This window comes from uncultured Winogradskyella sp. (assembly GCF_947496485.1).
Lineage (GTDB): Bacteria > Bacteroidota > Bacteroidia > Flavobacteriales > Flavobacteriaceae > Winogradskyella.
Genome location: NZ_CANMCZ010000001.1, coordinates 1,617,954 through 1,630,824, shown reverse-complemented (window position 1 = coordinate 1,630,824; position 12,871 = coordinate 1,617,954). Strand labels below are relative to the sequence as shown.

Sequence of the window (12,871 nt, the reverse complement as noted above, 5' to 3'; positions counted from 1 at the left end):
AACCTGACTGTATGAAATATTTAACCTTATCTGGATTAGAACCTTTGGTGGTGACACCAGAAAGTAATTTTATAAACGTTGGTGAACGAACCAATGTAACCGGATCTCGAAAATTTCTGCGTTTAATAAAAGAAGAAAAATACGATGAAGCTTTAGAAGTTGCAAGAGACCAAGTTGATGGTGGAGCACAGATTCTAGATGTAAATATGGATGAAGGCATGTTAGATGGTGTTTATGCCATGACTACCTTTTTAAACCTTATTGCCTCAGAACCCGATATTTCTAGAATTCCACTGATGATAGATAGTTCTAAATGGGAAATCATTGAAGCAGGTTTACAAGTCGCACAAGGAAAATGTGTTGTGAATTCTATAAGTTTGAAAGAAGGAGAAGCCGAATTTAAACGCCAAGCCAAGTTAGTTAAGCGTTATGGAGCTGCGGTTATCGTTATGGCTTTTGATGAAACTGGGCAAGCTGATAATTACAATAGGCGTATTGAAATTTGTAAACGTTCTTATGATATTTTGGTCAACGAAGTCAATTTTCCGCCTCAAGATATTATTTTCGATCCCAATATTTTTCCTGTGGCCACAGGCATGGATGAACATCGTAGAAACGCACTCGACTTTTTTGAGGCTACAAAATGGATTAGAGAGAATTTACCTTACGCCAATGTTTCTGGTGGAGTAAGTAATGTGTCTTTTTCATTTAGAGGAAACAATGTGGTTAGAGAAGCCATGCATTCTTCATTTTTATTTCATGCCATAAAAAATGGAATGAATATGGGTATTGTTAACCCAACAATGCTTGAGATTTATGACGAAATTGATAAAGACTTATTAGAACGTGTTGAAGATGTGCTATTTGACCGACGCGAAGATGCAACGGAACGTTTATTGGACTTTGCGGAAGAGCTTAAGGTAAAAGGCTCAACATCTACGAGTCGAGATGCAGTAATCCAAGAATGGAGGAATGAGCCATTACAAGATAGAATTACACACGCTTTAGTTAAAGGTATTGATGCTCATATCATCGAAGATGTTGAGGAAGCACGACTCGCTTCGGGCAAACCTATTGAAGTTATTGAAGGTCATTTAATGATTGGGATGAATGTGGTTGGAGATTTATTTGGGAGTGGTAAAATGTTTTTACCACAAGTGGTAAAATCTGCACGCGTAATGAAAAAAGCAGTGGCTTATTTGCAACCCTTCATTGAAGCTGAAAAAGATGGAAAGCAAGAATTCGCAGGACGCATTTTAATGGCAACAGTAAAGGGAGATGTACACGATATTGGGAAAAATATTGTAAGCGTAGTTTTGGGCTGTAATAATTATGAAATTATTGACCTTGGAGTAATGGTTCCGCCAGAAAAAATCATAGAGACTGCGAAGAAAGAAAATGTGGATATTATTGGTTTAAGTGGTTTAATTACACCGTCGCTAGATGAAATGGTTTATATCTCTAAAGCACTTGAAAAAGAGAATTTAGACATTCCTCTTATTATTGGAGGAGCTACCACATCTAGAGCGCATTCCGCTGTAAAAATCGCTCCTCATTATAGTAATACTGTAGTACATATAAATGATGCCTCAAGAGCTGTAACTGTAGTAGGTGATTTACTTAAAAAAGATAGTGAAATATATAAACACCAGATTCGCGAGGATTATGATGCCTTCCGTGAGCAATTCTTAAAACGTGGAAAGAAAAAAGAATATCTCTCTATTGAAGATGCTCGAAAAAATAAATTTCAAATAGATTGGAACACTTCTGAAATTGTAAAGCCTGAGCAATTAGGTATTCAAATTATAGAAGATTTTGATATTACAAAACTTGAAGATTTTATCGATTGGTCTCCATTCTTTAGAAGTTGGGATTTACATGGTAAATATCCAGAAATATTATCCGATACTGTTGTAGGTTCACAAGCAACAGAGTTATTTACTGATGCTCAAGAATTACTCACACGTATTTTTGACGAAAAACTCTTGAAAGCTAAGGCCATCTTCGGGTTGTTTCCTGCGAATACCATCAATGACGATGATATTGAAATTAAAGACGCTTCTGGTAATATTTTAGAGACATTCTTAACCCTTCGTCAACAATCTAAAAAATCAGAAGGGAAACCAAACATTGCTTTAGCGGATTTTATTGCACCAAAAACATCAGAAAAACAAGATTATATGGGCTGTTTCTGTGTATCTACAGGATTTGGAACACAAGAATTAGCCTCACAATTTGAAGCTAATCATGATGATTATAATTCTATAATGATAAAAGCATTAGCTGATCGATTAGCAGAAGCTTTTGCCGAGTATTTACATAAAGAAGTAAGAACAAAATACTGGAGTTACGCTAAAAACGAAAACCTATCTAACCAAGAATTAATTAAAGAAAGTTATAAAGGTATTAGACCTGCTCCAGGTTATCCTGCATGTCCAGATCACTTAGAAAAAAACACCATTTGGAAACTTTTAAATGTTGAAGAAAATATTGGTGTAAAACTTACCGATAGCCTAGCTATGTGGCCAGCTGCGAGTGTCAGTGGTTATTATTTTGGTAATCCTGAGGCTAAATATTTCGGATTAGGGAAAGTCACAACAGACCAAGTAAAAGACTATAGTAAACGTAGACATATTTCTTTAGAAGAAGCCGAAAAATGGCTTAACCCAAACATTGCACAATAAATGAATCGAGCATATTCTAAATATTTTCACCTAACTAAAATGATTAATTGCGAACAGCATGTGTCCCAAAAAAAACAATAGATAAAATCACATGAAAGTAACAGAACATATAAAAAACGCCAACGGAAAAACTCAGTTTTCTTTTGAAATATTACCACCATTAAAAGGACAGCATATTCAATCTATTTTTGATAATATCGATCCATTAATGGAATTTAAACCTCCATTTATTGATGTCACTTATCATCGAGAAGAATATGTATTTAAAGAAGTAGAAAACGGACTTCTAAAAAAGCAAGTCGTTAAAAAAAGACCTGGAACCGTTGGTATATGTGCTGCTATTCAGAACAAATATGGAGTTGACGCCATTCCACATATATTATGTGGTGGATTTACTAAAGAAGACACCGAAAACTTTTTGGTCGATTTAGATTTTCTAGACATTGATAATGTAATGGCATTACGTGGTGATGCTGTAAAAAGCGAGACTTATTTTAAACCAGAAAAAGAAGGTCATGCCTATGCCAATGAACTCATCTCTCAAATTGAAGATATGAATAATGGTAAATATTTAGATGAAGAATTACTAAATAGCTCTGCTACTAATTTTTGTATTGGTGCTGCTGCTTATCCTGAAAAACATATGGAAGCACCAAGTTTAGAAAGCGATATTCATTTTTTAAAAAAGAAGATTAAAAATGGAGCGACTTATATCGTCACCCAGATGTTTTTCAATAATCAAAAGTATTTTGACTTTGTAGACAAATGCAGAAAGGAAGGGATTACAGTTCCTATTATCCCAGGATTAAAACCTATTGCTACAAAGAAACAACTGAATTTAATTCCGCATCGTTTTCATGTAGATTTACCTGAGGAACTTATTATATCGATTGTAAAATGTAAGGATAACAAACAAGTAAGACAAGTCGGTATTGAATGGTGTATTGAGCAGTCTAAAGAACTTCAAAAAGCCGGTATTCCTGTGTTACATTATTATTCTATGGGAAAGAGTGATAATATAAAAGCTATTGCTTCTGAGTTGTTTTAAAGTAAAAAGCCAACCATAATTATGGTTAGCTTTTTACTATGATAGTATTTGGGGCAAAAAAGATAAATACTATTCATTCTTAAAAACTGATTTATACTATTACTTTTTTAAAATTAACTGCCCCAGATACCTAACCTCTGAGGCAGTTTTAAGTTCAACTTTCAAGTCCCTGAAAATTGAGTTAATATAGCATTTTCAAAAAATCATGTTCTCCAATATCTTAATTCTTTAAATCGGAATAGATTAAAGTTTTTGTAGCGTTAATATATCTGTATTACCATTACCACCACTTACATCATGGATGGTCACTTCGGTATTTGATATTGAGACAACGTCCCAATTGTTATCATTAAACTCTTCGAAAGGCATTTCTGTACCAAAATCTAAAGCCATAAGACCATCATTTCCAAATACAGACCAAGTCCCATTATTAGTGTTAGTTCCATTTGTGGCAAATACAGTTCCATCATCGCTAAAGTTTATTTCATAGCCATCATAATCAGCTGTTTCATCAATACCATCATCGCTATAAGATGCAACTATCCATGCACCATCTTCTAAAATATCTTCAAGGGTAGCATCAGTATTATCAGAACAATAACTTCCAAAGCGCAATCTGTCTGTACCTATCTTTAATTCAACTTGTTTCTCAACAGGCTGTAAATTAATCTTACACAAATTCCAAGTATCATTAAAATCTGGTAAGCCAACCACATCTATAGTTACATCTGCATCACCTGCTGTTTCTGTAGCTATCCAAGTCCCATTAAATATATTTGCATTTTCGGTAACTAGTAGTGTACCATCTGCGTTGAATGTGAAAATATACTCTTCATAAATATCTACAAGATTGTTATTGTTTCTTTTTAGTTTATCAATGGTCCATTCACCACAAGCAAGAATGCTATCCTCAAAATAAGTAGGAGTATATATGTTAGTGTCGCAATCGTCAAAATCATTGTTATCATCCTCATCACAAGTACCTTCTGCTGCTTCAATAGCAGCTTCCAATTCTTGAACTGAATTAATAGTTTCTACAGAACCATCTGCTAATACAACTGTTATCGGAAAGTTAATTGTTACCGCTGCAAACTCATCGAGGTCTTCGATGAAATTATACATCTGATTATCGTTATTGATAGTAATAGTACTTACAGTATCATCATTTTCGTTAAATACTGATGCTGTAATAGGATATTCAAAATCGATACATTCTATATCATCGTCGTTCTCATCCTCACCTGTGTTAGCAACAACAGCCAACTCTGAATCTGAATTAATGACAGCTGTTGAAAAGTCTGAAAATACAACGGTAATAGGATAAGAAATAATTACCTCATCGTCATCATCTTCAGACACATCAAAACTATCTAAAATCTCCTCGTAATCATTGCTATTGGTTACATTTATAACCATTCCATTAACTGTTACGGTTACAGGCAACTTAACACTTAGATTACTTGCGAAGTCTATCATATTATCTTTGGAACCGTCATTTAATGAAACCTTTGCCATTAAAAACGCTAAAGTTGAGTTGTTCTCAATATTAGCATTAATTGGTGGGTCTATACTTAGGTCGTCTTCAGACCTACAAGAGGTCATAAGTACCAAAGCCATAAGACTAAGTAAAAAATAGTTTTTCATAAGTAGCGTTTTCATTATATTATTTTTTTAAGGAATCAATTTAAGAAGTCAGGTTAAGAGACCTCTAAAGTACTAATTTGTCTAAATCTTTTATTATATAGCATGTCTCGATCTAACTCCCACAATTCTTGATTAGTTCTCTTGAGTTGCTCGTACCGCATTTTAGCAAGAAAATATTTATGTTCTATTACAGTACTATCAGGATTTTGATCCATTTTTTCTTTCAATTGTAAAATCTTATCCTCGTATAGATCTAATTCATTCTTTTTAGCTATTGTTAGGGCATACAAGATATATTTTGTGCTTTTTTCTAAACTATCAATCATTTTCTAAATTGTTTTTTTAAAATTAAAGGTGAGATATAATTAGACTCGACCTTCTTAAATTATACTGCGATACGATAGTTAACTTCCTTCTCCTTCATCTTAGTTAAAACTTCATCTAAATTAGATTTAGAGTAAACGAGCTTTAATTTTAGTTCTGTAATCGTTTGGTTTAAAGTAGTGTTCATAATATTAAGGATTAATTTGGGGGCTTTATTCTTAAAACAACTCACTTTAGGATTGTCCCAAGAAATTTTAATTTTTTTTGCTGTTAGCAGCTAAGTCCTTTGGTCTTTAATGTTGAAATGACAACGTTCATGTTTGGATTGTAATTAGAGTTTTCTAATTTTAACTGAACTAAGACTTCGTTTAAGGGAGTATACATAATTAAGGGGTTTTGTTTAGGGATTAAGGGTTTATTTATTCTTAAAACAACTCAGAAATTAAATGTCCCAAGAAATTTTAATTTTTGTTATCTTTCATCATCTTTTATTAACCCTTAATTAAATTGATAACATTTGACAAAATCGCTACACGATAATATCTGCGACAAGCTTCGCTTTTCTAAACTTTACGAAAAGTATGCACAAACTTTAAGCAATATTTTATTATATAAGTATGGTGATATATTAAATCCTAGTGATAAAGTGCAAGAAGCATTTATTAAACTCTGGGAAAATTGTGCTAAAGTAAAACCTGAGGCCGTAAAAACCTACCTACACACTACTGCCAATAATATGATGTTAAATGAAGTAAAGCATCAAAAAGTAAAATTTAAATACCAACAGGTAAAACCAAAAGACTATACTAACGAATCACCAGAATTTGTAATGCGTAAAAAAGAATTCTCAAATCGCTTCGAGCATGTATTGTCTAAATTAAAGGAAGAAGAACGCGTTGCTTTTCTTCTGAGTAAAGTAGATGGCAAGACCCACAAAGAGGTTGCTGAAACTTTGGGCATAACAAAAAAAGTAGCTGAACACAGAATCTATGCCGCTATGAAATACTTAAAAAACAATTTAGAAGAACTTAATAAAAAATAGTTTGGGACTTTTATTAAATGAGTTGTTTTAAATATAGAACAGCACAAGAAATAAAATTATTTCATTTTTTTATGGGACATTTTAAAAGTGAGTTGTTTTAAGTATATAAAGCCAGAATTATGGATAAAGAATATTTAGTAAAAAAGTGGTTAAGTAACGAATTGTCTGAAGCTGAGGAAACATCCTTTAAAGCTATGGACGATGCTAAACTATATGAAGAGATCATTGAAGAGGCGCAACTATATAGAGGTGAAGACCACGCTAAAGTTGTTTCTTTTGAAGAATTAGATAAACATTTAACTACTGAGGACAGCAATTCTGGTACAAATTGGATGAATGTAGCCATGAGAATTGCAGCAGTATTCGTTATTGGTTTGGCATTATTTACTGTTTTTAATCAAAACAATATCCAATCTTTTGATACCAAATTAGCACAAACTGAAACTATAACACTACCTGATAACTCAATCGTAAACCTTAATGAATTATCTCATCTAGAATATAATTCAGGTAAATGGGATGAGAAAAGAACCTTAGAACTTAAAGGTGAAGCCTTTTTTGATGTAGAAAAAGGTGAACGTTTTGAAGTTATTACAGAGTTTGGTACAGTAAGCGTTTTAGGAACTGAATTTAATGTCATATCAAAAGAAGGTACTTTTAAAGTATCTTGTTATGAAGGTTTAGTAAGCGTAAGCTATGGTAATGAAGAAGTAAAATTACCTGCCGGAACAGAATTTACTTTAGAATCTGGGACGAGTTTAAAAGCAGATATTGCTATTGCTGAACCGAATTGGCTTAAAAATATGAGTGTTTTTGATAATGCAAAACTTGATGCTGTATTGGCTGAACTTGAAAAGCAATACAATGTACAAGTAAAACACCAAACAAATACAGATACTATTATTAATTTTACAGGTGCTTTTGAACATAATAATCTAGAAAATGCTTTAAAATCTATCTCGCAACCCTTAAATTTGACTTTTTCGATTGAAAACGACCAAGTCATATTAAGGAATGCCAATAAAAACTAAGTGTTACTTATCTATTTTACTAGTTCTACTATCGTGCTTCACACTACAAGCTCAAGCACAAAATGAAAGACTACCATTAAAAGAAGTATTAGATAAAATAAGTACTTTTCATAATGTTACTTTTAATTATAAGAGTAACCTTCTTAAAGATATTAATGTTTTCCCTCCCTCAGAAAAACTAACTTTATTGGAAAAAGTCAATAATCTGAAAGAACAAACTAACCTAGTCTTCACTAAAGTTAGTGATGCTGTCATTACAATATCCAAAACCATATCGATATGCGGATATCTTAAAGACGCTTATTTAAAACAACCGCTTACAGATGCCACGATTAATGGTAAATCTGCTTATACGATTAGTGATGAAAACGGTTATTTTGAAATTGAATTAGAGTCTTTAGATGAGCTACTCACCATAAGGTATATTGGGTTTAAAACTATTAAACGTCCTGTAAATTCCTTTTATTTAGAAGAATGTGAATTTATATTCATGTTAGAGCAGCAAGAAGAAATTAGTGCTGTTTTTCTTGAGGCCTATTTAGTTAAAGGAATTAATAAAGAGAACGATTGGACAACATCTATAGACTATGATCAATTCAGTTTATTACCTGGCCTTATAGAGTCTGACGTGCTTCAAACCGTTCAAGCTTTACCAAGTGTTTTAAGTGCAGATGAAACAGTTTCTAATATAAATATTAGAGGTGGTTCTAATGACCAAAACTTAATACTATGGGATGATATAAAGATGTATCAGACAGGTCATTTTTTTGGTCTTATTTCGAGTTTTAATCCGCATATGACTCAAACAGCTAGTGTCATTAATAATGGAACAGACGTTGCTTATACTGATGGTATTTCTGGCACAATTCACATGCAAACTAATAAAAAAATAAATTCTGAATTTGAAGGTGTTTTTGGTCTCAATTTTTTAAATGCTGAGTTGTTTACAGATATTCCCATTGGAGAAAAATCATCAATACAAGTATCTACTAGAAAATCTTTGGATGATTTGGTTAGAACACCCACCTATGATGTTTATTTTGAAAGAGTAACTCAAGACACAGAAGCACAAGACAATACTGCTGAAGTTTCAAATTCTAATCAGGAGTTTGATTTTAACGACGTTTCATTAAGGTGGCTCTATAAACCTAGTGAGAAGGATTTTCTGAGATTAAATTTTATACATATAGATAATAACTTAAGCTTTAATGAAACTGCTATAATAGAAGAGTCTGAGCGTACAAGACGAAGTAATGTGTCTCAAAACAGTCTTGCTTTTGGATTGAACTATAAAAGACAATGGAACAAAAAACTAGCGACAATATTCAATGTATTTAATACAGATTATAAACTACAATCTCTAAATGCTGATGTCTTGGCAGACCAACTCTTCTTGCAAGAAAATGTCGTTTCCGAAACAAATATTAAAGTAGATAATTTATACCAAAAAGAGCTCTGGAAGTTTAATCTTGGTTATAATTTTATTGAAACCGAAATTATTAACCTTAACGATATTGACTTGCCACGATTTGTGAGACGCGATGAAGAAATTATAAGATCACACGCTGTTTTCGGTCAGGCATGGTACACCAATGAGAATAATGATTTTTCTATTCGAGGTGGAATACGAGCCAATTATCTACCTAAATTTGAGAAATACATCATAGAACCAAGATTAAGCATTAGGAAAGCCCTTAATGATTATTTTGAAATAGAGGCCTTAGGTGAATTTAAACATCAAACTACATCTCAGATTGTTAACTTTCAAAATGATTTCTTAGGTATTGAAAAAAGACGATGGCAACTTGCTGATGATAATGAAATCCCAATATTAGAAAGTAAGCAAGTTTCAATTGGTGCTATATTTTCTAAAGACGGATGGCTTTTAGATACCAAAGCGTATTACAAAAATGTGGATGGCATTACAACCCAAAGTCAAAGCTTTACTACTAAATATGAATTTGCTCGAGAAACAGGCAGTTACGATGTCTTTGGAATAGAGTTTCTATTCAGAAAAAAGTTTAATAACATCAATAGTTGGTTGAGTTATTCTTATGTAAATAACACATACACATTTGATGCTTTGCAAGAAACAGAATTTCCAAGTAATTTCGATATTTCACATTCAATTACATTAGGAAGTACGTATAGCAATGATTCTTGGGATATTTCTGCAGGCCTAAATTACAGAATAGGAAAGCCAACCTCAATTCCAATATTTGGAGATGAAATTGAAGATGATGAAGTAAATTTTGATTCTGCCAATCAAGAGCGATTAAGAGATTATCTTAGAATCGATGCATCTGCAATTTATAAATTTAAAATAAGCAAAACCTTCAGGTCAGAAATAGGAGCTTCAATCTGGAATATTTCCGATAGAGAAAATACCATAAACAATTATTTCAGAATTAATGAGAATAATACAGTTGACAGATTCTCAAGATTTTCACTAGGTCTTACAACCAACGCTGTGTTTAGACTGTATTTTTAAGCTAAACGTATTTTTTCTTTAGACTATAACATACATCAGAAGTTTGTATCTTTAATTTATATGATAAATTAATAATATGGATTTTGATAAAAACTTATTATCATTTTTAAAACCTCCATTATTAGAGAAAGTCTTGGAGAATTCTTCTATTAAAGAGTTCCAAAAAGGCACAGAAATTTTACGAGAGGAGCAATACGTTAAAGTTTTACCTATTGTTCTTGAAGGACTTGTGAAAGTTTATTCTCGTTTTAATGATAAAGAGCTTCTACTATACTATATTCAACCATCTCAAAGCTGTGTAATGACGTTCTATGCGTCCTTGAAAAATACTCCAAGTAAGGTTTATGCATCTGTTGAAGAGGATTCTAAAATTTTATTAATTCCTGTGCGCTTGCTTCCTAAATGGTTGAAAGATTTTCCTGACTTTAATCAACTATTTTACGATCAATTTAATTTACGTTATTCAGAATTATTAGATACTATTGGTCATCTCTTAACTGATAGAATGGATAAAAGATTATACGAACATTTAAAAAACAAGTCAGAATTAACAAACAACTCCTCTATAAAAATGAGCCACAACCAAATAGCTAATGAATTAGGCACTGCGCGTGAAGTGGTTACGAGATTACTTAAAAAACTAGAATTAGAAAGTAAGATAATACAAGATTCTGGAGGGATAAAAATTATTGCATAGTTGTGACTATAGTCACTGTTTAGCTTTACCTATTTTATAATCTTTGCTGTATAATTTTAAACTAAATGAGATGAAAAAAAATATGGGATCAGCAGATCGAGTTATTAGATTAATAATCGCTGCTATTGTTGGTGTATTGTACTTTAAAGAAATAATTACTGGAACCTTAGGTGTCATATTACTAATTTTAGCTGGAATATTTGTTTTAACCAGTTTAATTAGTTTCTGCCCATTGTATGCGCCATTCGGATTAAAAACTTGTTCAATTACGGATAAGAAGTGAAAGAATGGAGTAAATAATTTTATAAAGAGATTTAATGGCGAACCTCCTTCATATACTTAAAGGTGGTTCGATATTTTTCTAGGAAATAAACCTATAGTTCAGAGCAATTTCAAGTCTAAAAGTGAAAATTATTATTCTATGGAAAAAAGTGATAATATAAAAGCTATTGCTTCTGAGTTGTTTTAAATAGAGAACTAGTAATTTACTTATTAAGGTTTAGGAACTACAATAGATCTATTAATCCAACATCCTATTTCTATCGTTTTCCCTCCCATATCAAGAAGAAATATTTTTTCTTTTGATGGTGCTTTTGCTTCATAATTAGAAACCGATTGATTGACTAATTTTTGTAATGTAGGATCAACTCTAGAAGCTTTTTTTGCTTCTTTCGCAGCTAACCAAAATACTGCTCTTTGGTGAAAATTATCCTTTCCGCAGTTCTTTGCACTTTTAGCATACATTTCAGCAATGATTAAATGAGGTTTCCCATTAGAAGGATTTAACTTTAAAGCCTCTAAAAGTAATCTTCTAGACTTACTATACTGATTTTTATTCTTAAATATAACCCCAATCCTAAACGCTAATTTTGATTTTTTATAAGGACTAGCATCAAATAAAAAATAGGCCTCTTCTAAATATTGATATCCTTCTTTATCCTTTCCTTTAGCGATCAACATTGTTGCCACAAAGATTTTTGTATCATATGAAGGTGCGACCTTATCGTATTGCTTAACAAGTTTTTCGTATAACTCTTCTTCAGTACATTGTTTGTGATACATTCTGCTCACCGATCGTTTTAACCAAATGGAATCATTTTTATGAGTTTCAAAATCTCTAGAATATAACGGAACTAAATTATCGCAATTAGCTTTTCTACTAGATATGGCGTCAATATTATCTTGAATGAGAGCATAGTTCTTCAGATAACTTTCGTAGACTTTTTTCTTGTTTTCTTCTTTTTTGGTAAGTGTTTTGTTTGTTTCGGTTTTTAATACTAATGCATTCAATTTTTCTGAATAATTCTGAACTTCAAATTGTATTTTTTCACTGACATCATCATACGCATTGAATAATTCTGCCGCGGATTTTTCACCTTCATTAAAAAGATCTACCATTAAAGAAAAGTAAGTGTATAAACTTTTAGGATGTGTAAAAGTTTGTTTGTCTGTATTAAACCCTTCGTTGAAGCAATCATATAACTCTTTATTATTTTTACTCAACTCATCTTTATAATCATACATTAATTGACATGCTTTAGCAGTATATTCACCATTTGGTGTTTTACTTTCAAAAAACTGGCTTCTCTTTTTCCATAAATCTATAAGAGCTTCAATAAAACTTATCTTTAATTCGCCATCAGTATCATCAATTTTATGTTTTAGAATTTTTTCGCCATCAGCATAAGTTGCTAAGCTAAGGTCAGGACAATTATTTTTTACATACAACCATGGTTCATAAGCGGCATCATATTTTTTTGCTTTAACAGAATCATGAAATAGCGAAAGTTTAGTCTTACATTCTAATTCGTTTTGGGCACTTATTATGCTTGCACCTATTAAAAAAATAGTACAAAAAAGAGTTAATTTTCCTGTCATAGTGATGTTAATTTGTAGTTAGTTATGAATCA

11 protein-coding genes are annotated in these 12,871 nt (G+C 31.9%); 7 read left to right on the top strand and 4 right to left on the bottom strand.

What is annotated here, in order from left to right:
• Nucleotides 1-11: 11 nt before the first annotated feature.
• Nucleotides 12-2,684 (top strand): methionine synthase, encoded by a 2,673-nt coding sequence (gene metH / locus Q0822_RS07015; RefSeq protein WP_299121859.1) that lies wholly within the window; start codon nt 12-14, stop codon nt 2,682-2,684.
• Nucleotides 2,685-2,775: 91 nt separating this feature from the next.
• The gene (metF, locus tag Q0822_RS07010) at nt 2,776-3,732 is read left to right on the top strand and encodes a methylenetetrahydrofolate reductase [NAD(P)H] (protein ID WP_299121857.1); all 957 of its coding nucleotides are present in this window, start codon (nt 2,776-2,778) and stop codon (nt 3,730-3,732) included.
• 243 nt (nt 3,733-3,975) lie between these two features.
• Here the strand turns inward: metF and Q0822_RS07005 are convergent, their stop codons facing one another.
• The 3 genes from Q0822_RS07005 to Q0822_RS06995 are packed head-to-tail and all read right to left on the bottom strand — an operon-like array spanning nt 3,976 to nt 5,887.
• Nucleotides 3,976-5,376, bottom strand: a complete 1,401-nt coding sequence (locus Q0822_RS07005) for a hypothetical protein (RefSeq protein WP_299121855.1) — start codon at nt 5,374-5,376, stop codon at nt 3,976-3,978.
• 53 nt (nt 5,377-5,429) lie between these two features.
• Nucleotides 5,430-5,702: a hypothetical protein gene (locus Q0822_RS07000; RefSeq protein ID WP_299121854.1), complete on the bottom strand. Its 273-nt coding sequence runs from the start codon at nt 5,700-5,702 to the stop codon at nt 5,430-5,432.
• Nucleotides 5,703-5,761: 59 nt separating this feature from the next.
• Nucleotides 5,762-5,887, bottom strand: a complete 126-nt coding sequence (locus Q0822_RS06995) for a hypothetical protein (protein WP_299121853.1) — start codon at nt 5,885-5,887, stop codon at nt 5,762-5,764.
• Between the two features lie 330 nt (nt 5,888-6,217).
• Here Q0822_RS06995 and Q0822_RS06990 point away from each other — a divergent pair, with 330 nt between their 5' ends.
• The 5 genes from Q0822_RS06990 (at nt 6,218) to Q0822_RS06970 (ending at nt 11,244) form a co-directional block, all read left to right on the top strand.
• Complete coding sequence (locus Q0822_RS06990) at nt 6,218-6,742, top strand: sigma-70 family RNA polymerase sigma factor (protein WP_299121851.1); 525 nt, start codon at nt 6,218-6,220, stop codon at nt 6,740-6,742.
• A 119-nt stretch (nt 6,743-6,861) separates the two neighbouring features.
• Complete coding sequence (locus Q0822_RS06985; protein ID WP_299121850.1) at nt 6,862-7,773, top strand: FecR family protein; 912 nt, start codon at nt 6,862-6,864, stop codon at nt 7,771-7,773.
• Nucleotides 7,757-10,264: a TonB-dependent receptor gene (locus tag Q0822_RS06980; protein WP_299121849.1), complete on the top strand. Its 2,508-nt coding sequence runs from the start codon at nt 7,757-7,759 to the stop codon at nt 10,262-10,264. The genes Q0822_RS06985 and Q0822_RS06980 overlap by 17 nt, the downstream gene beginning before the upstream one ends.
• 76 nt (nt 10,265-10,340) lie before the next feature.
• Nucleotides 10,341-10,961 (top strand): Crp/Fnr family transcriptional regulator, encoded by a 621-nt coding sequence (locus Q0822_RS06975; protein WP_299121848.1) that lies wholly within the window; start codon nt 10,341-10,343, stop codon nt 10,959-10,961.
• Between the two features lie 70 nt (nt 10,962-11,031).
• Complete coding sequence (locus Q0822_RS06970; RefSeq protein WP_299121846.1) at nt 11,032-11,244, top strand: DUF2892 domain-containing protein; 213 nt, start codon at nt 11,032-11,034, stop codon at nt 11,242-11,244.
• 209 nt (nt 11,245-11,453) lie between these two features.
• Here Q0822_RS06970 and Q0822_RS06965 read toward each other — a convergent pair whose 3' ends face one another.
• Nucleotides 11,454-12,839 carry a hypothetical protein gene (locus Q0822_RS06965; RefSeq protein ID WP_299121844.1) on the bottom strand — a complete coding sequence of 462 codons (1,386 nt, stop codon included), beginning with the start codon at nt 12,837-12,839 and terminating at the stop codon, nt 11,454-11,456.
• Nucleotides 12,840-12,871: the final 32 nt, after the last annotated feature.

Excerpts from the sequence above, each read along its gene's own strand:
- Q0822_RS06970 (WP_299121846.1), top strand. The coding sequence starts at position 11,032 with ATGAAAAAAAATATGGGATCAGCAGATCGAGTTATTAGATTAATAATC.
- Q0822_RS06985 (WP_299121850.1), top strand. The coding sequence starts at position 6,862 with ATGGATAAAGAATATTTAGTAAAAAAGTGGTTAAGTAACGAATTGTCT.
- Q0822_RS07000 (WP_299121854.1), bottom strand. The coding sequence starts at position 5,702 with ATGATTGATAGTTTAGAAAAAAGCACAAAATATATCTTGTATGCCCTA.
- metH (WP_299121859.1), top strand. The coding sequence starts at position 12 with ATGAAATATTTAACCTTATCTGGATTAGAACCTTTGGTGGTGACACCA.
- Q0822_RS06975 (WP_299121848.1), top strand. The coding sequence starts at position 10,341 with ATGGATTTTGATAAAAACTTATTATCATTTTTAAAACCTCCATTATTA.
- Q0822_RS06965 (WP_299121844.1), bottom strand. The coding sequence starts at position 12,839 with ATGACAGGAAAATTAACTCTTTTTTGTACTATTTTTTTAATAGGTGCA.
- Q0822_RS07005 (WP_299121855.1), bottom strand. The coding sequence starts at position 5,376 with ATGAAAAACTATTTTTTACTTAGTCTTATGGCTTTGGTACTTATGACC.
- Q0822_RS06980 (WP_299121849.1), top strand. The coding sequence starts at position 7,757 with ATGCCAATAAAAACTAAGTGTTACTTATCTATTTTACTAGTTCTACTA.
- metF (WP_299121857.1), top strand. The coding sequence starts at position 2,776 with ATGAAAGTAACAGAACATATAAAAAACGCCAACGGAAAAACTCAGTTT.
- Q0822_RS06995 (WP_299121853.1), bottom strand. The coding sequence starts at position 5,887 with ATGAACACTACTTTAAACCAAACGATTACAGAACTAAAATTAAAGCTC.